This is a genomic window from Companilactobacillus zhachilii, assembly GCF_003606365.2.
Lineage (GTDB): Bacteria > Bacillota > Bacilli > Lactobacillales > Lactobacillaceae > Companilactobacillus > Companilactobacillus zhachilii.
The window spans coordinates 427,470-450,720 of the sequence record NZ_CP031933.2 but is presented as its reverse complement, the minus strand read 5'-3'; the positions used below and the strand labels follow the sequence as shown (position 1 = coordinate 450,720).

Below are 23,251 nucleotides of genomic sequence, written 5' to 3'. Positions count from 1 at the left end.
TTTCAATAATTAGTAAAAATTTTGCCACACATTGTTTTACAATTAATATTAGTATTTCAATCGTATCAAATTTCTAAATGAAAAGAGGTCATATTTTGGAAAACTGGTTAGTCAAACGTGCAAAACTCGATCCCGATAAAATCGCTTTAATTCTTGAACACGCGGATTTCACCTTTAGTGAACTCAATTCAACCGTTCAACTATTTGCTAGTAAGTTATTTGCCAGCGGTATTCGCCAAAATGACCTCATCGCTTTGTTTTCTGATAATTGTTTTAATGGCTACGTTGCCATTTTAGCACTTCAACAGTTGGGAGCACGAACTATCTTCCTTGATACCGAACTTCCCGAGGAAACTTTGCGCTACCAATTAAAGGATTCCCAACCTAAAACAGTCTTAATTAGTGACTCCGCTAATACGGATGAACTTGATAAATTAACTTGGTCAAAAATCATGATGTCTGATGTTTTGAGTCTTAAGAGAGACCATAATTATCGACCGATAGACGAATTTGATGAACAACAAGTGGCGGCCATCTTTTACACACCCGACGTTGCTAAGCATGATACTGGCGTTATATTAACCTATGGAAATTACTTCTATTCAGCAATCGGAACCGCGCTCAATCTAGGTATCAACAAGCAAGATTCTTGGGTTTTATCACTGCCACTTTTCAATGTTCCCGGTTTTATTATCATTATGCGCTCACTAATTTACGGCATTAGCGTCTATTTAATCGACGGTTTCGATATTGAGCATATCAACAAAGTTTTAATCAATGAACATGCCACGATTATTTCATTAACTCCCACAAGACTGCGAGAATTATTGAATGCACTACCAAAAGGACAGCGTTATAACGATAAATTCAGATGCATTTTCTTAGGCACCGGTCAAATCGATAACTGGACTTTGTTACGCTGCAATATGCTTGATATTCCCGTTTTGCAGTCTTATGGCATGACGGAGACCACTTCAAATATTTCAGCATTGAACTTTAATGACGCCGAGATCAAAGCCGGTTCCTGTGGCCAACCATTTTTCACGACCCAAATACGAATCACCAATATTAATCAAGATAATATCGGTAACATCGAAGTTAAGTCTCCAACAGTTGCTGTTGGTTACTTGAACAATGATAAATTATACCGTCAAAGATTTACTGATGATGGCTTTTTCAAAACTGGTGATGTCGGTTATTTGGATGAAGATAACTTTCTTTATCTCAAAGGAAGACAAGCCGACTTGATTCAATCGGGCGACGAGATCATTTATCCTGAAGAAGTGGAAAATATCTACCACAGTGTCAACGGTATTATTGATATTTGTATTGTTGGTATCGCTGACAGTAAAGGTAAGAAAGTTCCGGTTGCATATTTAACGACCCAAGATAATGCTTTCTTGACCAGTGCCAGCTTAAAGGAATTCGGTGAACACAATTTGATTGATTACCAAGTGCCAACCGAGTTTCGCTTAATTAATGAATTTCCTAGATCAACTAATGGAAAAATTTTACGAAATAGGCTGTTGAATTTGAAGTATCAGATTATTTAAATGTGCCGCCTCCAGGAGCCAGAAAAAATAGGTCGTTGTAGAGATTGCCGACAGCCTTGTGTCTTTCAGCACAATTTAATAATTATGTCCAAAGTAACTAAATAAAATGGACCAAATATTTTCTAATATAATTGAGAAAATATTTGGTCCATTTTTTATTTTATAAACAACTAGATTTTTTAATAAAAGGGCCAGAGCGAGTAACCATCAATCCCCAAAAAACTTAGCAGGCAGGAGCCAGAAATTCAGGTCGCTGTGCAGGTGGCGTTAAGGCTTTAGCCTTTACACCACGGGACGACTTTTGAAATTCGAGCGGTTTTCTCGAAGTTCAAAATCGAGGTTGGAGACCTTGGCTCCAACCGGTCCCCATAGCGACCTAAATTTCTGGCTCCTGCCTGCGGCACACCACCTACTCTAGGTAATACTGGAAGAAATTAGCAATCTTATCCATCAAGCGTGTTTCAACCAGATGCCCCGCCTTATAGCCAGTAATAAAGGCCACTTGGTCAGCATAACTTTCACCATGAACACGGTCAAAGAAATCTTTAGATTGACGATAAGGAATTCGATAGTCATTCGTTCCATGCCAAAATAATAATGGTCGATGGTTAATTTTTTCTGGATGTTGGCTCAGATCGTAATCATTGATCCAACTAGTCAATCTTTCCAAATCTTCTGGAACATAAATTCCACGTCGTTTAGCATCTTGACGAACTAACTTGGCATACAAAGCTAAGTCTGGCGTGCCCATAATAATCGTAGCAGCGGTAATTTCTGGATGAGCTGTCAATAAAGCTCCAGTCGTCATCCCCCCATTGAATAACCGCCTACACCAACTTTTCCATCTTTGATTAAATCCTTATCCTTGTAATAATCTCTAATCAAAGAAAATTCAGCTAAATTACCTTGAATACTATTCCAAAATGTAAACGATGGAATTGACGAAATATCCGCAACTCTTTGCCCATGATTCATTGCATCAGGTAAAACGACCCGGATATTTTTTTGCACTAATTTACGTGCTTGCGTTAAAACTAGTTCTTTACTCGAACGCCAACCATGATAAAAAATAACCAGCGGCAACTGTTTGTGAAATGACTCTTCAGGACTTACTTCTAAAATAGGTACATCTTGTATCATTTGTTGATAAATTTTTGTCATCTGATCACCTCGAAATTATAATATCACCTTAAAAATAAAAAAATGCAGGAATACTTAAATATTCCTACATTATATTAAATATATGGTAAATTTCGATTTTTAATTTTAAACAATAATTCTTCAACATCACGGCTGTGGCGATGTCCTGTATCCATATCATATTTGATTAGTTCACGTCGGAAGTTAATCAATTCACCTTCTAAATTATCGTTATATTCCAATTGCTTGAGTTGTTTAAACACCAAGTCAATCAACGAACCTTCTGAACCTAAATTGAAGGCTCCCACGGACTCTTCAATGGAACGAATAAAATTATCTCGCTCAACATTGGAAACCTTAACTTGTTTCAAAATGTTACCACCCTTCTATCTGAAAACCTTAGAAACCCATATGCAATTCTTCTCATTTATTGTCACTATTATGCCTCATAATTTATGGCATGTGCTTCCAACTTTATATAAAATACTTATACTAATTTGAATATTTCATATAAAATCAACAAATCCTCATTACTTAAATTATGACATGATAACTTGGCCATGTCATTTTATTTCACAAACTCAGCAAGATAATATATCACATTACACAAATGTTTTTAATATATTGCTATTTTAATCAAAATATATTTCCTTAGTTGTAGAAATGTTTTTATATAGGACTTATAATTAAATTGGTTATATAAGCGAGATGTATATACCTAACAATATTTTCATTGTTATCCTTTTTAAAAAGTAGTACTCCTTCTCAACTGCTTAGGAATCGGAGTTAGTGGTAGGCTCTGATTTTAATTTCTCGCAAAAATAAAGGCTTGTGGTAGGCCTTTATTTTTTTGACCTTTTTTTATAATGCCGCCTCCGGTAGCGAGAACAATTTCTGCCTGCTGTGGGACCGGTTCGAGCCAAGGTCTCGAACCTCGATTTTGAGCTTCGCAAAGAACGCGAATCTCAAAACTCGTCCATTCTGTAAGGACTAAAGTCCTAACAGAATTTTCACTGCTGGCAAAATTGTTCTCGCTACCTCCGACTAGTATCTCCACTAAGACTAAATCTATCCGAAATTATTTTGTTATTATCAACTAAATGAGAATAATGAGAATTAGGCTTTCGATAATTATTTATAAAAATAAGAATAGTCAAAATCCAAACCACTAATGATGGTGAGTAGGAAAATATCATCTTTGTATACTTTTCAAAATTTACAGATAACCTAGTCGGAAGGAACAAGAAATTTGGGTCGCTGTGCAGGTGGTGTTAGTGCTTTAGCACTTACACCACGGGACGACTTTTGAAATTCGAGTGATTTTCTCGAAGTTCAAAATCGAGACGAAAGACCTTGGCTTTCATCGGTCCCCATAGCGACCCAAATTTCTTGCTCCTGGAGACGGCCAATACAATATTATGAACTTTAGAAAAAAAAGGACAAAACATAAATCAAAGGGAGTTGATTTGTTTTGTCCAGAATAGCTATCCTACCCATCCATTAACATGATATATCCATGAGGTAGGTTATAACTATCATATATTTTAAAGTTTATTTACCTGATATGAATTGCTAAATAGCATATGTTTAAACATATGTTTAAACATCTATTTATCTTTTTTGTTATATTCCGGATCATCGAGATCTTGAACAATATCGACACCATAAAGGTCATTTACAGCCGCGTCTTTTGGTGCAGGATGTACGACTACAATTGCAATAGCGCCTTTGCTGCTTACATATCCAACAAAGGTTGTTACTTCCTCAACATAGTATGGCAAGCCGTCTGAGTGGATAATATATTGTCCAGCGACTGGCATACTTTCGATGTAAACTTTATTCATTCGGATATAGTCGTCACCGTCATGAAGCATAATTAATATTTTATACATGAAATACACCCTTTTCTTATTCTACCTATTGTTCTATCGTAATAGTTATGGAAATTAATTACTAGTTTAAAACTATCTATGAGGATTAAAAATGCAAAATAAGCGTCAGATCTATGCTGATCGAATCGTTGTTAAAATTGGTACTAGCACGCTGATTCGTCAAAATAGCAAAATTAATTTAAATGTTATCAAGGAACTTGCAAAAGTTTTGAGTACTCTAAAAAAAGATGGTAAAGATGTCGTTTTAGTTTCATCTGGTGCCATTGGTGTCGGTATGGGTGTACTTGGGATCGATAAACGTCCTATTAAAATTTCAAAACAACAAGCCGTGGCAGCCGTCGGTCAAGCTGAATTAATGCAAATTTATAATGAAGCTTTCCATGAATACGGTATGTCAGTCGCCCAAATGTTGATTACTCGTGATATAATCGACTATCCGGAAAGTCATACTAATGTGATGAACAGTTTCCAAGAGTTGCTTTCAATGGACAATGCCATTCCCATCGTTAACGAAAACGATACCGTGACCGTCTCAGAGTTGGATCACCATACAAAATTTGGTGATAACGATCAGCTTTCTGCTATTGTGACTAATTTAGTCGATGCCGATCTGTTGATTATGTTATCTGATATCGATGGCTTTTACTCAGCTAACCCGCTCAAGGTTCCAGATGCCCATTTGGTATCACAAATTGATACAATTGGACCAACGATTATTGCAGCGGCTGGTGGTCATGGAACTAAATATGGTACCGGTGGTATGACAACCAAACTCAAGGCTGCCGAACGAATCTTAAAACATAACCAGCAAATGGTACTAACGAATGGTAAGAACCCTGACATCATTTTCAACATTTTATCAGGCGACCCCGTAGGTACTCTTTTTGCTAAAGCTCGCGATTAAATAATAATTAGGAGGTCGATAATGAATTCACAGTTTCCAATTGAAAAAGCCATTATTAACCTTATTACCAGCTACAAAAACCAAGTTACTAAAAAAATGCGTCCACTAGGACTCTACCCTGGACAAGATTTAATTTTATTAGCACTGTTAAAACATGGTCAAGCTTCCCAAAATAAGCTTGTGGTTGAATTATGCGTCGATCACTCAACCATCGCTAAATCAGTTCGTCGTATGGTCAGCGCTGACCTGGTCAAAACCGAAAAATCGACCGAAGATAAACGCGTTACCCTAGTCAGTCTAACTGAACATGGCCGTGAGCTAGCAACTCAAGTTGAAAAGATCTGTGTCACTTCCGAACAAACCGCCACCACAGGCTTAAGCACTGAAGAACAAAGACTATTTATCGAAATGATTGAAAAAATTACAAAAAATTTGAATAACTAGCAATATATGTTGACGGCAACATAAAATAATGGTAGATTAGCATTACGTTGACGGCAACATATTAATCAACGATAAAAATAAAAAGCAAAATTACTTAGACGTTAAAAGAGATAGTGAATACAGCCGTTCACTATCTCTTTTTTTAATTAAAGGTTGAAAATTTAAAAAGAGATTTTAAATAAATTATGGCGCTCTAGTTTTTCAGAATATAAAGATACTGTATATTCAGAATTCAATATCATCTGGTATAAAAAACAACGAATAAACGAGCCGGAAGGATCCAGAAAATCAGGTCGCTATGAAGGTGGCGTTGGTGCTTTAGCACCTACACCACGGGACGAGTTTTGAAATTCGCGTTCTTTGCGAAGTTCAAAATCGAGGTTGGAGACCTTGGCTCCAACCGGTCCCCATAGCGACCTGATTTTCTGGGTCCTGGAGGCGGCACATTTAGCAATTAACTAAATCTTATTCCCTTTTTTGTGTATACTAGAACCATACAGAAAGCGTTTTAGGAGTGAATAACTATGATAGATCTCGAAAAAATGGGTCAAAATGCTCAAAGTGCGGCGTTTGAATTAGGACAACTTGGTACCAAGAAAAAAAATAATGCCCTTTTAAATATGGCCAATGCTTTGGTGCTTAATACTAGTAAAATTATCGAAGCTAACAAGGAAGATATCGCCAATGCAAAGAAAAATGGTATCAAAGAAGCGATGATCGACCGGCTTTTATTAACTCCAGATCGAATCAACGATATGTCCGATGGTCTGCGTCAAGTAATGGATTTACCTGACCCCATTGGCAAAATTGACCGTGGCTGGGAAACTGTCACCGGTTTAGATATTACCCAAGAACGCGTTCCCCTAGGTGTTATTGGCATGATTTACGAAGCTCGTCCCAACGTAACAGTTGATGCTGCTGGACTTTGTTTCAAAGCTGGCAATGCTGTGATTTTGCGTGGCGGTAAAGAAGCTATCAATTCTAATATTATTTTGTCAGAAACTCTACGGACGGCTTTAAAGGACTCTGATATCAATCCTGATGCCGTTCAATTAATCGACGATGTCAGCCATGAAACGGCGCAAAAGATGATGGAATTAACTGGTTATATTGACGTTTTGATTCCTCGCGGTAGTGGTAAATTTATCAAAATGGTCGTCAACAAGGCAAAAGTTCCTATTATCGAAACTGGTGCTGGTAACTGTCATATTTACGTTGATAAAGATGCCGATTTACAAAAAGCGCTCAAGATTATTATCAATGCCAAAGTTCAACGCCCTTCTGTCTGCAACGCTGCTGAGAAAGTTATTTTACATAAAGATATTGCCAACCAATTTTTACCAAAACTTTACAGTGCCTTACGTGCTAACAATGTTGAAGTCCGTGGTGATACTTTAGCAAAAGCCATTGTACCCGATATTATTCCAGCTACTGACGAAGACTGGGGCACTGAATACGACGACTACATTATTGCTATTAAAATCGTTGACGGAATTGACGATGCCATAAAGCATATCAACACATACAATACAAAACACAGTGAATCCATCATTACTGAAAATTACTCAGCCAGTCGTCAATTTATGAAACAAATCGACGCTGCCGTAGTTTATACAAATGCTTCAACTCGTTTTACCGACGGACAACAATTTGGTTTTGGTGCCGAAATCGGTATCAGTACCCAAAAGTTACACGCTAGGGGTCCAATGGGTGCTAATGAATTAACTACAACGAAGTACTTGGTCCAAGGCGATGGCCAAATCAGAGAATAAGCTGTTGATCCGTCCAATAAAAAAATCACTGAAAAACATTATCAACTATTTTTGGAAGCGGACCCTTCTCGAAAAATTGTGGATAATTATGTGAATCGTGCTTATCAATTTGAATTAGTCGATGATAACGAACTTTTAAGTGTGCTTCTATTGTTAGATACTCGACCTGAAACAGTGGAGATTGTGAATATTGCAGTGGATGAAATGGCTCGTAATCAAGGTTTAGGTGAAAAACTAATTTTATTCGCCCTTGATTGGTCAAAAAAACACCACTATCGAACAGTTGAAATTGGAACCGGCAGTACAAGCTTTGCACAACTCTATCTTTATCAGAAATGTGGCTTTCGAGTTGTCAACATTGACCGTGATTTCTTTGTGGATAATTATGATGAACCAATTATAGAAAACAAGCTCTTGTTAAAAGATATGATTCGTTTAGAGAAAAAATTGAACTAATATGAAAAAGGCGTCAGCAATCAAATGGATTGCTGACGCCTTTTTGACACTATTCTAATTCTTTCTACTTATCGCAACATAATTCTTGATGAACTTATAAATATGTAAGTCTTTAGCTATCAAAAGCAGATCCCCAACCATCACTGCAATAACAATGACAAACAGGAACATGATCTGATTCAACGAACTTGGATCCAATTGGATTCCTTGGAACCGCAAATCCGTTAATAGTGCGTAAACAATATATCCAACTAACAAAAACTCCAATAATTCAAACGGAGCTTGAAAACGAACACCAAATCTTTTATTTAAATCATTATCCAAAGTATTTAGTTTTTCATCAGAAAAGAAAGATAATTCTATAATCGTGTTTCTCATGTTTAAAATGATTTCCATAATTAATAATAATAACCAAAATAAGAAAACAAGCATGAATCCTATAAAACAATCACCAGATGACATTATTTTTCCTTTCTTGTATCTGTCTTAATTTTAATACATCTGGGTAAATTCTCAACTTATATTCTCTTTGAAAGCGTCACCAGTGATTATTTATTGATTTGCCGTCTCCGGGAGTGAGTGTTGCAGTCCTGCTGTGGGACCGGCTCGAGCCAAAGAACGGTCTCGACCCTCGATTTTGAACTTCGAGAAAAGCACTCGAATTTCAAAATAAGTCCGTGGAGTAAGAGCTAAAGCTCTAACTCCACCTTCACGGCTGGACTGCAACACTCACTCCCTCCGACTAATATATTCTTCGATTTAAAAAAAGTCCCAGGTAATATCTACCTAGAACTTACAAAATTACTATATATAGTTAAAATCTTCAAAGTACAATTCAAGTTTTTACTATGTCATTATCGTCAAAGTAAAACTTACATTTCAAAAATTCTTCCAAAACAAAGAATACACTAGCCGGAGGGAACAAGAAATTTAGGTCGCTGTGAAAGTGGCGTTGGCGCTTTAGCGCCTACACCACGGGACGACTTTTGAGACTTGCACGGTTTATGCAAGGCTCAAAATCGAGGTTGGAGACCTTGGCTCCAACCGGTCCCCATAGCGACCTAAATTTCTTGTTCCTGGAGGCGGAACCTCAATAACCGGTTGAATAATTTACTTCATTAACAACAACTTCACCATTTTCAACATATGACTTCAAGTTTCGTTTGAAAATATCGAAGGCTCTTTCTTCATAATGAACACTGTTTCCAGCATCATGTGGCGTAATGATAACATTTTTCATATCCCAAAGTGGACTGTCACTTGGTAGTGGCTCTGGTGTTGTGACATCCAATCCAGCGCCAGCAATCTCTCCATCTTGTAAGGCGGACACTAAATCATCCATATTAGTCGTTTTGCCACGGCCGATATTGATGTAATAAGCTTTCTTCGACATGAGTTGGAAAATTTCCTTATTAAACATCCCAACAGTTTCTTCAGTATCAGGCAATGCATTGACAACAAAGTGAACTTCATTAATTCTTGCTTTCATTTCTGACATTGGAATCATTTCATCAATGTATTCTGTTGGTTGATCTGTTCTGCGGACACCGATTGTCTTCATTCCTAAAGCTTTGGCATATTTAGCAATCAATGTTCCAATATGCCCTACACCGACAATCATAATAGTCTTATTGTAAACTTCGTCATAATTATCAATTTGTTTCCATTCATGAGCATTTTGATGTTCAGCCGTCAAATTGATTCGACGTTCAAACATCAACATATAAGCCAAAGTTTGTTCAGCAATATTGATTGAATTAGCACCAGAACCGTTAGTTAAAATAACACCCTTTTCCTTCAATTCAGGCAGTGGCAAAGCATCAACACCCGCACGAACCACTTGAATCCAATTCAAAGTATCACTCTTTAAAACAGCATCTTTTAAAGTATTAGACCAGTCATACAAAACCTCGACCCCATCAAGATCCTCAGGTGTAACCTTCTTTGGCGAAACCACCCTCAAGTCAACACCAGAAATTGATTGAATCTTCTCTGTTTGTTTCTTTGTTAAATTAACTAAACTAAGAACCTTCATATCTCTACCTCGTTTTTAGGATTAATTGTCAGATTGAAAGGACGTTAAACAACCTAATTGATTACTAAATTAGCGCTTTTAGTCAAAAAGTCAATCCAATTAGATTGTTTTTATTGAGAAATTCAATTGCCGATAGCTTTTCTAATAAATACACCTAAAATAACTAACCACTCAGCAAATATAAATAACCTAGCCAGAGGGTGTGAGTGATGAAGTCAGCAGTGACAGTGATGTTAGGTCGAGTGATTTTCTCGGCCTTACATCACTGTACGTATTTTGAAATTCGAGTGCTTTTCTCGAAGTTCAAAATCGAGGTTGGAGACCTTGGCTCCAACCGGTCCCACAGCAGACTTCATCACTCACGTCCTCTGGCGGCCCCACCAAACCGTCTATTATTACTATATAGCAAATTCTTGCCAATTTTTCTGAAAATGGCAAAAATATTCGGAATGTATGATACAATATTACACGTTGCTCATCATTTGATTTATTTTACTATTTATGTTAGAGAAGATTGCCCCTTATTGGTGGAGCAATTTTTTTATGGGAATTTTAGGGAACATTCACTCCTTAAAGACAAATTATTACGAATTTATACAATTTTACCCATTTCTGAGTGAATTCTAATATTCGTGTTTTACTGATAATAGTAGGAATCATCGATGAAACAAATCAATTAAATTTAGGGGTAGTATTAATTATGCATTATACGTTATTAGTACGTTGTGTCGCTGAATTTATCGGAACAGCTATCATGGTTGCCCTCGGTAATGGTTCAGTTGCCAACGTTGAATTAAAAGGTACAAAAGGTTTCCACGGTGGGTGGATCTTGATTGGATTCGGTTATGGTATCGGTGTTATGATTCCTGCCATGATGTTTGGTCCTATCTCAGGTGGCCAAATTAATCCAGCCATGACTTTAGCCTTAGCTTTCAATGGCGAATTTCCTTGGGCTGAAGTTGGTCCATATATCATTGCTCAATTCTTAGGTGCCATTTTTGGTCAATTAATGATTGTCGCAGCTTACAAGCCTTACTACAATCAAACTGAAAATGTGGAAAGTATTCTTGGGACCTTCTCAACTATCGATGCTGAAAATAGTCGTTTGAATGGTTTTATCAACGAATTTATCGGTACCTTCATCTTAGTATTCGGTGCTGTAGCTTTAACTTCTGACCATATCGACCCACGTGCCGACTTTATCGGTCTTGGATTCTTAGTTATGTGTCTGGTTGTTTCATTTGGTGGTCCTACTGGTCCAGCTTTGAACCCTGCTCGTGACCTTGGTCCTCGTATCTTGCATGCATTATTGCCTTTAAATCCTAAAGGTTCATCCCAATGGAAATATAGTTGGGTTCCAGTTCTAGCTCCAATCCTTGGTGCTATCGCTGCTGTTAAACTTTATGGACTTTTCTTTTAGATAAAATAAATAAAGACGGATTACTTAATTAAAAGTAGTCCGTCTTTTTGTTTTGTTCAAAATATGCTGTTCCGCCTCCAGGAGCAAGAAATTGTGGTCTTTCCGGCTAGTTCATTTTTTACTTTCGAATCAAGAGTGAATAATTCTAAGTATTATTACGTCGCTGATGACTAAAATTATAGGATGCGGCGCATATTTTGATTTTAAAAGTAATTTTCAATCTGTAGTCAAAAAGTCAACTATCATTATTAGTTATTTATTATATGACAAGCCACGTTTAAATCTCTTCCAAAAACTAGAATCGTCCGTTTGTAACATCAAGCCTTGATAAATTTTACCAATGTATGCGGCTAGTCCCACAATACTTACCAACAAGATTATCAATGATAAACTGATTTCTAACCCTGACGCATCGTTGTTGATGATACGTAATGGCATGAAATACGACGAGAAAAATGGTACATACGACAAAATTTTCACCAAGATTGAATCAAGATTATTTTGGAATGGGAAGGTCACGAAAAATGCGGCTAAATTTAACATAATAACTGGTTGTGCAGCTTTAGCGGCATCTTCTGCTTTCGCTACTAAGGCTCCGGAGAAAGCTGCCAGAATGGTATATATAATCACTCCCAGTAACAAATAGACTAAATTAATACTCAAGAGGTTTTTCATAACTGAACCAATCAAAGCATGATATTGATTGATAAAGCCTTTAGTTAAAGTAGAATTTTGAGCAAAAATATATGCTCCCCAACCACCTAAAAGATAAACCAAAACTTGTGCCAAAATCACTAGCAACACACCCAAGATTTTTCCAAGGAAATACTTGATTGCAGTTGTACTAGAGAAAATAATTTCCATAATTTTAGTACCCTTTTCGGAGGCAATTTCTTGAGCGGTGATTGACGTATACGTGTTCAGAATCATATAGACCATAATTACTGTGATCCAAAATGAAATCGTCTTTGCTAGATTAGCTGTCCCCGTCTTCTTCTTGATTGACTCCTTCAAGGTTGGTTGTTGCTGTAATGCTTGAATTTGGCTAGGCGTCAGTTGGGCATTGGCCAAATTCATTTGTTGCTGCGTTTGCATTAAGTAGCTGTTGATTCTTGATTTAGTTCCACTGCCTAATGAACTGGTTCCATAATAATGTCCGCTGACTTTGCCATTGGTCAACTTCAATTCCAAATAACCGGCTAATTTATTCTTATTCATTTTCTTAGTAGCCGTCTGTTTATCGGTAATTGACCGGTCGACATCATCTTTATCACTTTTAATGAAATTTTTTCTTAACGTTGATTGTTCACTGATTATCGCAATTTTATCGGCTCCAGCACCACTACTAGCACCGATATAGCCAGCTCCTATCGTAATGCCGAACATCAAAAATGGTCCCAAAATCAGCATGACGAAACTCCAGGATTTTACTTGCCGTAAGAAAGTTTCCATTGTAACGATCCATAATTTATTCATCGCGTTCACCTGCTTTCAAACGGAAAATCTCATCCAGTGTTGGTGGCTGTTGGCTAAATTCTTCAATATATTTACCTTGTGTTAAAGCCTCAAAGATGTCTGGACCAGCCGTTTCGTCATCTAAATCAAGCACATAACGCTTTTCTTCATGACGTTGAACTTGAAGCACATGTGGCAAAGCAAGTAACTGCTCCTTAGTCCAATCGGTAGTAACCAAAATTCTCGTTTTACCAAACGATTGTCGCACATCTCTGACGGTCCCTTCTAGGACAACTTGACCATTACGCAACATCACTAATCCATCACAGATTTCCTCAACATTTTCCATATCATGACTGGAGAAAATGATGGCCGCTCCCTGCTCTTTTGCGGTAATGATAGCTTGCTTCAACAAATCAGCATTAACAGGATCAAGTCCACTGAAAGGCTCATCTAGAATAATCAATTTAGGGTGGTGAATCAGCGTACAAATCAATTGAACCTTTTGTTGATTACCTTTTGATAAATCTTTGATTTTATCTTTTTTATTTCCCTTCACGGCAAAACGTTCTAACCACTCGTCAATTTGTGGACGAATTTCTTTGGCAGACTTATTTTTCAAACGAGCCAAATAAACAATTTGTTGTTCAATCGTCAATTTAGGCATCAAACTACGTTCTTCTGGCAAATAGCCTATTTCATTAAAAACCGCTTCAGTGATTGGCTGATTGTTCCAAGTAATCGTACCTTGATAGTTTAAAAAGTTCAAAATACTGTGAAATGTCGTCGACTTTCCGGCACCGTTTTGACCAATTAAACCAAGAATTTGACCATCAGCAACATCAAATGAAACATTATTCAACGCTTTCAATGATCCGAAATCTTTACTAACATTCTGGATTTTGAGCATGAGCTTATCCTCCTATATAAGTCGAATTATACAGTATAAGATATTTTTTTGCTTGCGGGATATTAACAGTGTTAGCATGATACTTAATGTGTTACGAGGCCGCCTCCAGGAGTAAGAGAATTAGGTCGCTATGGGGACCGATTGGAGCCAAGGTCTCCAATCTCGATTTTGAACCTCGCAAAACCCGCGAGTTTCAAAACTCGTCCCATGGTGTAAGTGCTAAAGCACTAACGCCACTTTCACAGCGACCTAATCCTCTTACTCCTTCCGGCTAGTTTATCTTCGATTTTTAAATATTTATAATTACTGTTTAAAACAACACATCTATAATCACACGTCATAAGGGGGGATTCTCATGACTGATAAACAAAAAGGATTTTTCTATGCTATTGCTGGACCGGTTCTTTGGGGCTTTTCTGGTAGTATTGCACAATATTTATTTACTCAAGAAAGTATCCCTACACAGTGGATTGTCGGGATTCGGTTGCTTTTTGCTGGTTTAATGCTTGTCATTTGGTGCTACTTTATTGATTCTAAAGAACTCTTTGCCATTTTGAAAAAGCCGCGCTATGTTTTTCAGCTATTTGCATTCGGTTTGCTGGGAATGTTACCGGCTCAATATACTTACTTTATGGCTATCAAATACGGTAATGCACCGACGGCAACGATTTTACAATTTTTAGGGCCATTATTCATTATTCTTTATATTTCATTACGCAAATTGCAACTGCCGCGCCGAATCGATATTATCTCTATTTTCTTAGCGATTCTGGGAACGTTCTTACTAGTTACTCACGGACACATTAATCAATTGATGTTGTCTCCTGCTGCTGTTTTATGGGGTGTCGGCGCTGGTATTAGTCAGGCATCATATACTTTACTTCCTCGAGAATTATTAAAGCGATTTGATGCTCGGATTGTTACTGGCTGGTCCATGCTACTTGGTGGTATTGTCTTTGCACCATTTGCTGATTTATCACACGTACCTGCACTAACTGGGACTGCTATACTTTGCATCATCTTTATCGTCACTGGTGGGACGATGTTTTCTTACTTGTTCTATCTCCAAAGTCTGAACTATTTAACACCAGCAACAACTGGAATGTTGAGTGCATTCGAACCACTAACCGCTACAGTTTTGGCAGTAACTGTCTTGAAAACCCATGTCAGTGCTGCGGAAATTGCGGGTGCTCTCTTGATTCTTGGTATTACCTTCCTACAAGCTTTACCACCTAATTTATTTAATCTACGAAGGTATCAAAAAAATCATTCTTCCGATTAGGAGGAATGATTTTTTATTTTACTTAAACCCGTTAGCTTTATTCAATTGAGCTAAGTTCTCGTTAATGCTTCTATCAGCTGTCTTCAAAGCAGAATTAATGTCGCCACCGTTATAAACAGTTTCCATGGCAACTTCTTCTAATTGACGAGCTAATTGCATCCCTTCCATCAAAATACCAGAGTTTGAGAAATTAGCTTTGGCATTAGCTAATTGTTCACCTGGAACTTTGGCTGCGGGATTCTTGGCATATAAATCTTTCAAAATACTTGTCTTTTGTGAGTCTTTATTCAAGGCTAAGTAACCAGTTGATTTTTGCCATTGGGCTTGTACTTCTGGTTTCAAAGTATACTTAATAAATTCAAAGGCACCACGTTGAACGTTCTTTGGTTTATCATTTGAGATCCAAAGGGCCGCTCCACCAATGGCAACACCATTAGCTTTTTTACCATCTGGATGTGGGAAATATGTAATACCTAATTCATTTTTGTTATTTTTGCTTAATTGACCGATACTTGCTGAAGATTGAATAAAGATTCCGACTTTATCTGACAAGAAACCAGCCGTTTGGTTAGCACCAGCACTGGCACCAGAACCATAATCGATGAAATCATCAGCTTTAATATTTTCCTTGATCCACTTCAAAAATTCTACCGTATCAGGATTGTCGATATTTACTTTAGTTGGATTACCTGTATGACCGTCATTATTATTAGCTAATTGGCGATTAGCATTGGCCAAGGCTTGTTCCATGAACCAACCATAAACTTGCACAGTCATACCTTTAGTCTTGTGACCTGACTTCTCGTACAATTCTTTGGCAACACGAGTGATGTCACTATATGAAGGTGAAACTGGTGGTGGTGTAATTCCATACTTCTTCAACAAGGTGGCATTGTAGTACAAGACTGGTTGAGAAGTATTAAATGGCATAGCTTGTTGCTTACCATCGTTGGCGTAGAAGGCACGAGCAACAGATGAAATTTTACTTACATCATAATTATCTTCATCAATAAAATTTTGAACCGGTGTTGTATAACCACTGTGTAGCATTTGAGCTGTTGAAATATCAAAGGCTTGGAACACAGCTGGTGAAGTACTTGTGTTGTGTGTTTGTAAGATTTTTTGGATAGCTTCATCGTAAGTACCTTGATACTTAGGTACTACCTTGTATTTGTTTTGTGATTTGTTGAATCCATCAACCACTTTTTCCAAAGCTTGTTCAGAAGGTCCACCCATTTCATGCCAGAAAACAACTTCTGTTCGATTGTCATTTGTGGCCGACTTAGCAGAGATTGCTTTGCCAAATACGGCAATTAAAACAACTCCTAAAATCAAAATCAGCGGTAATGCTAACTTCTTGTACTTCACCATTATTTAACAGCCCCCTCATTCATCCCTGACTTGAAGTAATGTTGACCGACAAAAAGAACGATAATCGTTGGAATAACGATAATTGCCGCACTAGCTTGAATCATACCCCAGTCGTTGAATGTTTCTTCTGATTGTAATTGTTTCAATCCGTTTTGAATCACACGTGAATTGTTACTGAAAGTTGTCAACATTGGCCATAAATATTGATTCCAAGCCCCCAAGAAACTATAAGCTCCTAAAGTAATCATACTGATCTTGTTATATGGCAAAACGATTTTCCAGTAAAATTGGAAATGATTCAATCCTTCAATATCTGAAGCTTCCTTCAATTCAGCTGGTGTTTGGAGGAATGATTGACGCAACATGAATGTCCCAAAGGCTGATGTTAGAAATGGAATAATCAAAGCAGCGTAGTTGTCTAGCAATCCCATTTGTTTAACCGTCGCAAAGTTAGGAATAATTTCGGCTTCAAAAGGCAACATCATTGTTACTAAGAAGAGAGTAAAGAAAGTTTTTCTAAATCTAAACTTAAGGAAAACGAATGCATAGGCACTCATGGAACAGAACAATAATTGTGCCAACATTGTGATTGTAGCAATTACTACTGTATTAGCTAGATAGCGCAAAATTGGTGTCTTTGTAAAGGCTGCTACATAGTTATCTAGTGAAACGTTAGTACTGAAAAAATTTCCTTTAGCAATATCCATTGTTGGCAAGAAACTAGTCCAAATCCCGATAAAGAATGGCGCTAAGATAACAACTGCCAAGGCAATTAGTAGTAAGTAATTAAGAACACGTTTAATAACAGCACGTTCATCTAATTCCATTAGTAATTCACCTTCTTTTCTAAGAACTTAAATTGAAGCAATGTGAAGAAGGCAATGATAATTGTTAAAATAATTGCTTCTGCACTAGATTTAGCATAGTTACCACTGTAAAAGGCATCCTTGTAAATACGGTAAACTAGCATGTTTGTAGCATTAGTTGGACCACCTTTAGTGATCAAATCAATCAAACCAAAACTCTTGAAAGCCCCAATGATCGTAATTGTTGAAACGAAAAATAATGTTGGGGAAATCATTGGAATAGTAATATTGAAGAATTGGAATGTTGGTGAAGCCCCTTCAACGTCGGCAGCTTCATACAAGGTATTTGGTACCGATTGGATGGCACCTAGCAAAATCAAGAAAGTAAATCCAAGATTCATCCAAACGGTTGTAATAATAACAGCCCACATAGCACTAGTTGGATTAGTCAACCAATTAACAACTGGCAAATGTAGTGCATTACTCAATAAAGTGAAGAAACCTGTTGATGGATTAAAAATAAACAACCAGAAAATAGCAGCTACGGCCACAGAAACACCCATGGTTACTGAATAAAGTGTTCTAAAAATACCGATTCCAGCTAACTTTTGACTAGCTAAATTGGCTAATAGTAATCCTAAACCGACGGTTAATACGGTCACGGCAGCCACATAGAACAGCGTGACTCCCATACTGGAAATAAAATCAGGAGAAGTAATCAATTTAGCATAATTGCTTAACCCAACATAGACAGTTGTTTTACCAAGTGTATTAGTTAGGAAAAGACTGATGTAGAGCGTTTTAAGCATTGGATAGAAAACAAATAGTCCTAATACTAATAGTGATGGTCCTAAAAAGATTGAGGCATAATAATTATCCTTAGCATTTAGCCGGAAGCTATGGCGTTTAGTTGTCGTAGCTTTCTTCTCAGAAACAACATCAGTTGTCGAAGTCTTAAGCATTGACCAAATCCTCCGCATTTTTTGTGATATTTACCCCATCGCCATTGAATAAGATAACGTTGTTAGTGGCAGTTACCTTAATAGTGTCATAAGCCTTAAATTCAGCATCACTAGCAACAATAGCGGAAATTTCAAGGTCATTACTACTCATCTTGATGTAGACGATTTTTTCATCACCTAAAAATTCAATGGCTTTAACAGAAGCATTGGCATGCAATTCATCTGTCTTTTCAAGCGTCAATTCGTTTGGTCTGATACCAACCTTTAAATCATGGTTTGGAACTTGTTGATCAATATCAACTTCAAAATCATTATTAACATTGATACGGCTGTCAGAAACTTTGACTGCAGGCAAGATATTGATTGGTGGAACCCCGAAGAAACTAGCCACAAATTCATTAGCTGGATACTTATAAATTTCGGCCGGAGTTCCAATTTGTTGAACCTTTGAATCATGTAAAACCATGATGTGGTCAGCCATTGTCATAGCTTCCACTTGATCATGAGTAACGTAAATTAAAGTTAATCCCAATTTTCTTTGTAAAGCATAGATTTCTTGACGCATCTTAATACGCAATTGCGCATCCAAGTTAGATAGCGGTTCATCCATCAAACAAATCTTGGCATCACTAGCTACAGCACGAGCTAAGGCCACACGTTGTCTTTGTCCACCAGAAAGTTCACGAGGCTTTCTGTCTTTCAAATCTTCCAAATTAACCATCTTCAAAGCATCATTTACACGTTCTTCAATTTCAGATTGAGAAGTGTTCTTACGCGCTTTAAGACCAAAGGCAACATTATCCCAAACATTCAAAAATGGGAACAAAGCATAGCTTTGGAAAACCATTGTTAAATTACGGTCCTTAGGTGGTAAGTCGTTAACAAGTTCATCGTTAATACGAATCTCACCTTCACTGATTGGTGTTAGACCAGCAATCATTCGTAACAATGTACTTTTACCACAACCTGATGGGCCAACGATTACAAAAAATTCCCCGGTTTTAATCTCGGCGTTAACATCAGTCAACACATCTTTTTCTGAATCGTAGCTCTTCGTAATATTAGTTAATACTGTAGACATTATCTTCCCTCCAAATAAGTCATTACCTACAGTATGGGGAGACGATGTATATATATAATCTATTTAATGTAAAATTAGTGTAAAAAAATAGGCCATTTTTATGGTCTATTTTTGATTATGCCACCTCCGGAAGAGAGAAATTTAGTCTGCTGTGGGGACCGACTTGAGCCAAGGTCTCAAGTCTCGATTTTGAACTTCGCAAAGTACGCGAATTTCAAAACTCGTCCCGTGGTGTAATGGCTAAAGCCATAACGCCACCTGCACTGCTGACTAAATTTCTCTCTTCCTACGGTTAGTTGAACTATTAATTAATTTTCATAGATTTATTTAAAATTGAAACAAATTAATTTACTTTGTACATAGCACTAGTTGTAATCTCGTCCTTAATTTGCTTTTACGCTACTAACAAAGACTTAAAACCATTTTAATCTTGTCATTAATCACACAAAAATATTCAAAGCCACACTTTAATACTCAAGATTCTCTAATTGTTTATCACAAACAAAAAACGAACGAACCGGAAAGAGCAAGAAATTTTGGTCGCTGTGCAGGTGATGTTAGGGATTTATCCCTTACATCACGGGACGACTTTTGAAACTCGCGGTTTTTGCGAGTTTCAAAATCGAGATTCGAGACCGCTTTCTGGCTCGAATCGGTCCCCATAACGACCAAAATTTTCTTGCTCTTGGAGGTGGAAAACTATTACTACATTTGCTTTGTTGGGTAAATTGTAAATTCATTAACATTTACTTCTTCTGGTTGGTCAATCGCAAAGTTTACTACTCGAGCAATAGCTTCTGGTGAAATGCCAACTTGTTGGTAAAAGGCATCCATATTTTTCTTAGTATCTTTATCTGTAATTGTATGCAAAAGTTCGGTATTGATTGCTGCTGGATAAAGTGTTGTTGTACGAATATTGGTTCCTTCTTGAGCACTTTCCATGCGAATGACTTCCATCAAATTACGGACAGCATATTTAGTTGCTCCGTATACCCCAGCACCGGTGAAGCTCTTGATTCCAGCCACTGATGAGGTTGTAATTATGTGACCTTGTTTATTTTTTACAAAGTCTGGCATGACAGCCGCTACTCCATTCAAAACGCCTTTTATATTAATGTCGATCATGTCATTCCATTCTTTTGTATGTAAAGCACTGATCGGAGAACTTGGCATAATTCCTGCATTATTAAAAATTACATCCAATCCACCAAATTCTGTTTTAGCGAGTGCCACTAAATCGGCGACTTCTTTAGCATCCCTGACATCGGTTGCTTTGTAAACTGCTTGTCCACCAGCTTGTTTAATATCGTCAACAATTGCTTGCAAACGATTTTCACGGCGGGCGCCTAACACAACTTTGGCTCCATTTTTAGCCAACATTTTGGCAGTTGCTTCACCGATACCACTTGATGCACCAGTGATTACTACGACTTTATCTTTAATCATAAGTTTCCTCTCTTAGTAAAACGATGGTTTGTCCCATTCTGTATTGGGTTCAACGACACCGATGTTTTGGTTGTTATAAAGCGATGGCTTTTTGACTATATTTGTAATCAATTGTGCCACTGCTTGTCTAGTTACTTGTGTTCCTTTGTAGGGTTTACCTTCAGGAACAATTTCATATTTCGTATTATTATCTTGGTCGTATAGCCAAGACATTCTCAAAAAGGTTACGTCTAAATCTTTATCACACAAGGTAAAGGAAGCCTCTTTTATCGCTGAATAGTCACCAATCATTCGAGCATTCCATTCACCAAATTTGCCAGCGACCTCATCGAAAATACCTAATCCACCAGCGACTATCAGACGCTTAACATTGGCTTGTTTCATTGTCCTAACGATTACTTCTGAAGTCTTAGTATTAGGAACAGTCGCTAAATAGACAATATCTTGTCCCTTTAAGGCTGCTAATAACTCTTCTGAATTGGTCCAATCGCCATCAATAATTTTGGTCTTACTTTGATATTCTTTTAAACGATTTTGAGCATTTCGAGCAAATAAGGTCAATTGTGCATCTGTTTGCTCCAATAAATCGGGAATCAAATAATGACTAATTTGACTCGCCGCGCCTAAAATCAAAACTTTTTTTGTCATTTTTACCTCTTATAATTGGTTATATTCTTCGTCAGTAACTTTTTCGAGCCATTCTGACGTACCTTTAGTAATAGCTACATGACTGAACCAACTGTCTTTAGTTGCACCATGCCAATGTTTAACGCCTTCTTTGATAACAACGACGTCACCTTGTTTCAATAATTGTGCGGGTTTGCCCCATTCTTGATACCAGCCTTCACCACCAGTTACCAAAAGAATTTGATAACCATCATGGTGAATGTGCCAATCGTTGCGACAACCTGGTTCAAAAGTTACATTACCGATACCAAAATCAATATTATCTTCCGGACTCACTAACCCTTTGAGATAACTTTGTCCGATAAAGTATTGTGCATATGCATCATTCTTATCCCCAACTGGGAAAACTCCATTTGTTTTTAATTCTTCATTTTTTGCCATAATTATTTTTCATCCTTCCAAATTTCTTTTGCACGATTAAATGCCGACCATGCCTTAGGCCATCCTGCGTAAAATGATAAATGTGTAATTTCTGCTACAATTTCTTCTTTAGTAATACCGTTTTTCTTACCAATCTTTAAATGAGCATCAAGTTGCTCGGTGTTTCCTGCTGAGATAATACTTGCAATCGTGATGAGTGAACGATCATGTGCTGAGAGTTCGGATTCTTTACTCCAAACTTCTCCGAAAAGTACATCATCATTTAATTCTGCAAATTGTGGAGCAAAATCTCCTAATAGGTCATGTCCTGCTGTTTGTTTTGCCATAATCAATTCCTCCTTGCCGATTTATATTAAACTACTTAAAGTTAACTTTAAGTCAAGGGTTATTATAAATAAATTTGCCGCCTCCAGAAGCAAGAAAATTAGGTCGCTGTGGGGACCGCCTGGAGCCAAGGTCTCCAGGCTCGATTTTGAACTTTGAGAAGACCGCTCAAATTTCAAAAATCGTCCCGTGGTGTAAAGGCTAAAGCCTTAACGCCACCTTCACAGCGTCCTAATTTTTCTTGCTTCTTCCGTCTCGTTTATTCGTTGGTTTGGATAATTTTTAGTATTACTGCATTCTTAATGATTGCGCGATTTGACATTTCTTATCATCACTAAACGATTTAAAGATATTGTCAAAAAATAATTTAAAACAAAACCTACTTTTCTCCACTAAAAAAAGGACACCAACTCATCTTCAGAATTGATGTCCCTTTTGACTTAATAACTATCGTTCTTCTAAATATCCATGATTCAAGCTCTGCAAGTAATCAGAGAACTGTTCACTATCTTCGATATGTCCGCCCATCTTACCTTTATACCAATCGAGCTTATCGTTTAAAATTGTCCAGCTATCTTGCATTTGTTGAAATTCGACTTCAAAATTACGACGAACTTCTTCGAGTAACTCAATACGTTGATTGATGGTTGAATCGCCTTCTGCACGTAATTTAACATAACGTTTCAACTGTTCAATCGTCATCCCTGTACTCTTCAAATGTAACAAGAAACGGACCCACTTAGCATCTAAATCAGTATAATAGCGGACACCATTTTCTGTTCGATGTGGTTTGATCAGGCCTTCTTTTTCATAATAACGAAGTGTGGGACTATTCAAACCAATTAATTCAGAAAAATCACCGATACGATATTTTCTTTCAATTTCTACTGGCATTATTTACACCTCTACTTAAAGTTGGCTTTAAGTGTA

Annotated in this window: 22 protein-coding genes and 1 pseudogene; 7 read left to right on the top strand and 16 right to left on the bottom strand. The window is 37.2% G+C overall.

Annotated elements, in window-relative coordinates; genetic code table 11:
* Positions 1 to 77: 77 nt before the first annotated feature.
* On the top strand, positions 78 to 1,553 hold the full coding sequence (locus D1B17_RS01955; RefSeq protein ID WP_240704431.1) for an AMP-binding protein: 1,476 nt from the start codon (positions 78 to 80) through the stop codon (positions 1,551 to 1,553).
* Between the two features lie 409 nt (positions 1,554 to 1,962).
* On the opposite strand, the pseudogene D1B17_RS01950 reads toward D1B17_RS01955, so the two are convergent.
* The 3 genes and pseudogenes from D1B17_RS01950 to D1B17_RS01940 all read right to left on the bottom strand — a co-directional run bounded on the left by D1B17_RS01950 (position 1,963) and on the right by D1B17_RS01940 (position 4,585).
* Positions 1,963 to 2,714 (bottom strand): annotated as a pseudogene (locus D1B17_RS01950) (alpha/beta fold hydrolase).
* Between the two features lie 74 nt (positions 2,715 to 2,788).
* Entirely contained in the window at positions 2,789 to 3,064 is a 276-nt protein-coding gene (locus D1B17_RS01945; RefSeq protein ID WP_120143298.1) for a hypothetical protein, read from the bottom strand.
* 1,236 nt (positions 3,065 to 4,300) lie between these two features.
* Positions 4,301 to 4,585 (bottom strand): LysR family transcriptional regulator, encoded by a 285-nt coding sequence (locus D1B17_RS01940; RefSeq protein ID WP_120143300.1) that lies wholly within the window; start codon positions 4,583 to 4,585, stop codon positions 4,301 to 4,303.
* Between the two features lie 91 nt (positions 4,586 to 4,676).
* Here D1B17_RS01940 and proB point away from each other — a divergent pair, with 91 nt between their 5' ends.
* From proB to D1B17_RS01920, 4 genes are all read left to right on the top strand, one after another.
* A complete protein-coding gene (gene proB / locus D1B17_RS01935; RefSeq protein ID WP_120143301.1) occupies positions 4,677 to 5,489 on the top strand; it encodes a glutamate 5-kinase in 813 nt (270 codons plus the stop codon).
* 21 nt (positions 5,490 to 5,510) lie between these two features.
* Positions 5,511 to 5,933, top strand: a complete 423-nt coding sequence (locus D1B17_RS01930; protein WP_120143302.1) for a MarR family winged helix-turn-helix transcriptional regulator — start codon at positions 5,511 to 5,513, stop codon at positions 5,931 to 5,933.
* A 524-nt stretch (positions 5,934 to 6,457) separates the two neighbouring features.
* Entirely contained in the window at positions 6,458 to 7,705 is a 1,248-nt protein-coding gene (locus D1B17_RS01925; protein WP_120143303.1) for a glutamate-5-semialdehyde dehydrogenase, read from the top strand.
* Between the two features lie 78 nt (positions 7,706 to 7,783).
* Positions 7,784 to 8,161 carry a GNAT family N-acetyltransferase gene (locus D1B17_RS01920; protein WP_240704430.1) on the top strand — a complete coding sequence of 126 codons (378 nt, stop codon included), beginning with the start codon at positions 7,784 to 7,786 and terminating at the stop codon, positions 8,159 to 8,161.
* 54 nt (positions 8,162 to 8,215) lie between these two features.
* Here D1B17_RS01920 and D1B17_RS01915 read toward each other — a convergent pair whose 3' ends face one another.
* The gene (locus D1B17_RS01915) at positions 8,216 to 8,557 is read right to left on the bottom strand and encodes a hypothetical protein (RefSeq protein WP_137432083.1); all 342 of its coding nucleotides are present in this window, start codon (positions 8,555 to 8,557) and stop codon (positions 8,216 to 8,218) included.
* Positions 8,558 to 9,251: 694 nt separating this feature from the next.
* A complete protein-coding gene (locus tag D1B17_RS01910; protein WP_120143306.1) occupies positions 9,252 to 10,196 on the bottom strand; it encodes a D-2-hydroxyacid dehydrogenase in 945 nt (314 codons plus the stop codon).
* Between the two features lie 700 nt (positions 10,197 to 10,896).
* Here D1B17_RS01910 and D1B17_RS01905 point away from each other — a divergent pair.
* Positions 10,897 to 11,616 (top strand): MIP/aquaporin family protein, encoded by a 720-nt coding sequence (locus D1B17_RS01905; RefSeq protein ID WP_120143308.1) that lies wholly within the window; start codon positions 10,897 to 10,899, stop codon positions 11,614 to 11,616.
* Between the two features lie 252 nt (positions 11,617 to 11,868).
* On the opposite strand, the gene D1B17_RS01900 is transcribed toward D1B17_RS01905, so the two are convergent.
* A complete protein-coding gene (locus D1B17_RS01900; protein WP_120143309.1) occupies positions 11,869 to 13,092 on the bottom strand; it encodes an ABC transporter permease in 1,224 nt (407 codons plus the stop codon).
* Positions 13,085 to 13,981 carry an ABC transporter ATP-binding protein gene (locus tag D1B17_RS01895; RefSeq protein WP_120143310.1) on the bottom strand — a complete coding sequence of 299 codons (897 nt, stop codon included), beginning with the start codon at positions 13,979 to 13,981 and terminating at the stop codon, positions 13,085 to 13,087. Before D1B17_RS01895 ends, D1B17_RS01900 begins: the two co-directional genes overlap by 8 nt.
* A 355-nt stretch (positions 13,982 to 14,336) precedes the next feature.
* On the opposite strand from D1B17_RS01895, the gene D1B17_RS01890 reads away from it, so the two are divergent.
* Complete coding sequence (locus tag D1B17_RS01890; RefSeq protein ID WP_120143312.1) at positions 14,337 to 15,263, top strand: DMT family transporter; 927 nt, start codon at positions 14,337 to 14,339, stop codon at positions 15,261 to 15,263.
* Positions 15,264 to 15,281: 18 nt separating this feature from the next.
* On the opposite strand, the gene D1B17_RS01885 is transcribed toward D1B17_RS01890, so the two are convergent.
* The 9 genes from D1B17_RS01885 to D1B17_RS01845 all read right to left on the bottom strand — a co-directional run bounded on the left by D1B17_RS01885 (position 15,282) and on the right by D1B17_RS01845 (position 23,215).
* The gene (locus tag D1B17_RS01885) at positions 15,282 to 16,634 is read right to left on the bottom strand and encodes an ABC transporter substrate-binding protein (RefSeq protein ID WP_120143313.1); all 1,353 of its coding nucleotides are present in this window, start codon (positions 16,632 to 16,634) and stop codon (positions 15,282 to 15,284) included.
* Positions 16,634 to 17,461 (bottom strand): carbohydrate ABC transporter permease, encoded by an 828-nt coding sequence (locus D1B17_RS01880; RefSeq protein WP_120143315.1) that lies wholly within the window; start codon positions 17,459 to 17,461, stop codon positions 16,634 to 16,636. The genes D1B17_RS01885 and D1B17_RS01880 overlap by 1 nt, the downstream gene beginning before the upstream one ends.
* On the bottom strand, positions 17,461 to 18,402 hold the full coding sequence (locus tag D1B17_RS01875) for a carbohydrate ABC transporter permease (RefSeq protein ID WP_120143318.1): 942 nt from the start codon (positions 18,400 to 18,402) through the stop codon (positions 17,461 to 17,463). Before D1B17_RS01875 ends, D1B17_RS01880 begins: the two co-directional genes overlap by 1 nt.
* Positions 18,395 to 19,483 carry an ABC transporter ATP-binding protein gene (locus D1B17_RS01870; RefSeq protein WP_120143321.1) on the bottom strand — a complete coding sequence of 363 codons (1,089 nt, stop codon included), beginning with the start codon at positions 19,481 to 19,483 and terminating at the stop codon, positions 18,395 to 18,397. Before D1B17_RS01870 ends, D1B17_RS01875 begins: the two co-directional genes overlap by 8 nt.
* Positions 19,484 to 20,188: 705 nt before the next feature.
* Positions 20,189 to 20,929: an SDR family oxidoreductase gene (locus tag D1B17_RS01865; RefSeq protein ID WP_120143323.1), complete on the bottom strand. Its 741-nt coding sequence runs from the start codon at positions 20,927 to 20,929 to the stop codon at positions 20,189 to 20,191.
* Positions 20,930 to 20,941: 12 nt separating this feature from the next.
* A complete protein-coding gene (locus tag D1B17_RS01860; protein WP_120143325.1) occupies positions 20,942 to 21,577 on the bottom strand; it encodes an NAD(P)H-binding protein in 636 nt (211 codons plus the stop codon).
* Between the two features lie 9 nt (positions 21,578 to 21,586).
* The gene (locus tag D1B17_RS01855) at positions 21,587 to 21,997 is read right to left on the bottom strand and encodes a cupin domain-containing protein (RefSeq protein WP_120143328.1); all 411 of its coding nucleotides are present in this window, start codon (positions 21,995 to 21,997) and stop codon (positions 21,587 to 21,589) included.
* A 2-nt stretch (positions 21,998 to 21,999) separates the two neighbouring features.
* On the bottom strand, positions 22,000 to 22,323 hold the full coding sequence (locus D1B17_RS01850; protein WP_153387295.1) for a carboxymuconolactone decarboxylase family protein: 324 nt from the start codon (positions 22,321 to 22,323) through the stop codon (positions 22,000 to 22,002).
* A gap of 445 nt (positions 22,324 to 22,768) precedes the next feature.
* Positions 22,769 to 23,215 (bottom strand): MerR family transcriptional regulator, encoded by a 447-nt coding sequence (locus D1B17_RS01845; RefSeq protein ID WP_120143330.1) that lies wholly within the window; start codon positions 23,213 to 23,215, stop codon positions 22,769 to 22,771.
* Positions 23,216 to 23,251: the final 36 nt, after the last annotated feature.

Excerpts from the sequence above, each read along its gene's own strand:
- D1B17_RS01955 (WP_240704431.1), top strand. The coding sequence starts at position 78 with ATGAAAAGAGGTCATATTTTGGAAAACTGGTTAGTCAAACGTGCAAAA.
- D1B17_RS01940 (WP_120143300.1), bottom strand. The coding sequence starts at position 4,585 with ATGTATAAAATATTAATTATGCTTCATGACGGTGACGACTATATCCGA.
- proB (WP_120143301.1), top strand. The coding sequence starts at position 4,677 with ATGCAAAATAAGCGTCAGATCTATGCTGATCGAATCGTTGTTAAAATT.
- D1B17_RS01930 (WP_120143302.1), top strand. The coding sequence starts at position 5,511 with ATGAATTCACAGTTTCCAATTGAAAAAGCCATTATTAACCTTATTACC.
- D1B17_RS01925 (WP_120143303.1), top strand. The coding sequence starts at position 6,458 with ATGATAGATCTCGAAAAAATGGGTCAAAATGCTCAAAGTGCGGCGTTT.
- D1B17_RS01915 (WP_137432083.1), bottom strand. The coding sequence starts at position 8,557 with ATGGAAATCATTTTAAACATGAGAAACACGATTATAGAATTATCTTTC.
- D1B17_RS01910 (WP_120143306.1), bottom strand. The coding sequence starts at position 10,196 with ATGAAGGTTCTTAGTTTAGTTAATTTAACAAAGAAACAAACAGAGAAG.
- D1B17_RS01905 (WP_120143308.1), top strand. The coding sequence starts at position 10,897 with ATGCATTATACGTTATTAGTACGTTGTGTCGCTGAATTTATCGGAACA.
- D1B17_RS01900 (WP_120143309.1), bottom strand. The coding sequence starts at position 13,092 with ATGAATAAATTATGGATCGTTACAATGGAAACTTTCTTACGGCAAGTA.
- D1B17_RS01895 (WP_120143310.1), bottom strand. The coding sequence starts at position 13,981 with ATGCTCAAAATCCAGAATGTTAGTAAAGATTTCGGATCATTGAAAGCG.
- D1B17_RS01890 (WP_120143312.1), top strand. The coding sequence starts at position 14,337 with ATGACTGATAAACAAAAAGGATTTTTCTATGCTATTGCTGGACCGGTT.
- D1B17_RS01885 (WP_120143313.1), bottom strand. The coding sequence starts at position 16,634 with ATGGTGAAGTACAAGAAGTTAGCATTACCGCTGATTTTGATTTTAGGA.
- D1B17_RS01880 (WP_120143315.1), bottom strand. The coding sequence starts at position 17,461 with ATGGAATTAGATGAACGTGCTGTTATTAAACGTGTTCTTAATTACTTA.
- D1B17_RS01875 (WP_120143318.1), bottom strand. The coding sequence starts at position 18,402 with ATGCTTAAGACTTCGACAACTGATGTTGTTTCTGAGAAGAAAGCTACG.
- D1B17_RS01870 (WP_120143321.1), bottom strand. The coding sequence starts at position 19,483 with ATGTCTACAGTATTAACTAATATTACGAAGAGCTACGATTCAGAAAAA.
- D1B17_RS01865 (WP_120143323.1), bottom strand. The coding sequence starts at position 20,929 with ATGATTAAAGATAAAGTCGTAGTAATCACTGGTGCATCAAGTGGTATC.
- D1B17_RS01860 (WP_120143325.1), bottom strand. The coding sequence starts at position 21,577 with ATGACAAAAAAAGTTTTGATTTTAGGCGCGGCGAGTCAAATTAGTCAT.
- D1B17_RS01855 (WP_120143328.1), bottom strand. The coding sequence starts at position 21,997 with ATGGCAAAAAATGAAGAATTAAAAACAAATGGAGTTTTCCCAGTTGGG.
- D1B17_RS01850 (WP_153387295.1), bottom strand. The coding sequence starts at position 22,323 with ATGGCAAAACAAACAGCAGGACATGACCTATTAGGAGATTTTGCTCCA.
- D1B17_RS01845 (WP_120143330.1), bottom strand. The coding sequence starts at position 23,215 with ATGCCAGTAGAAATTGAAAGAAAATATCGTATCGGTGATTTTTCTGAA.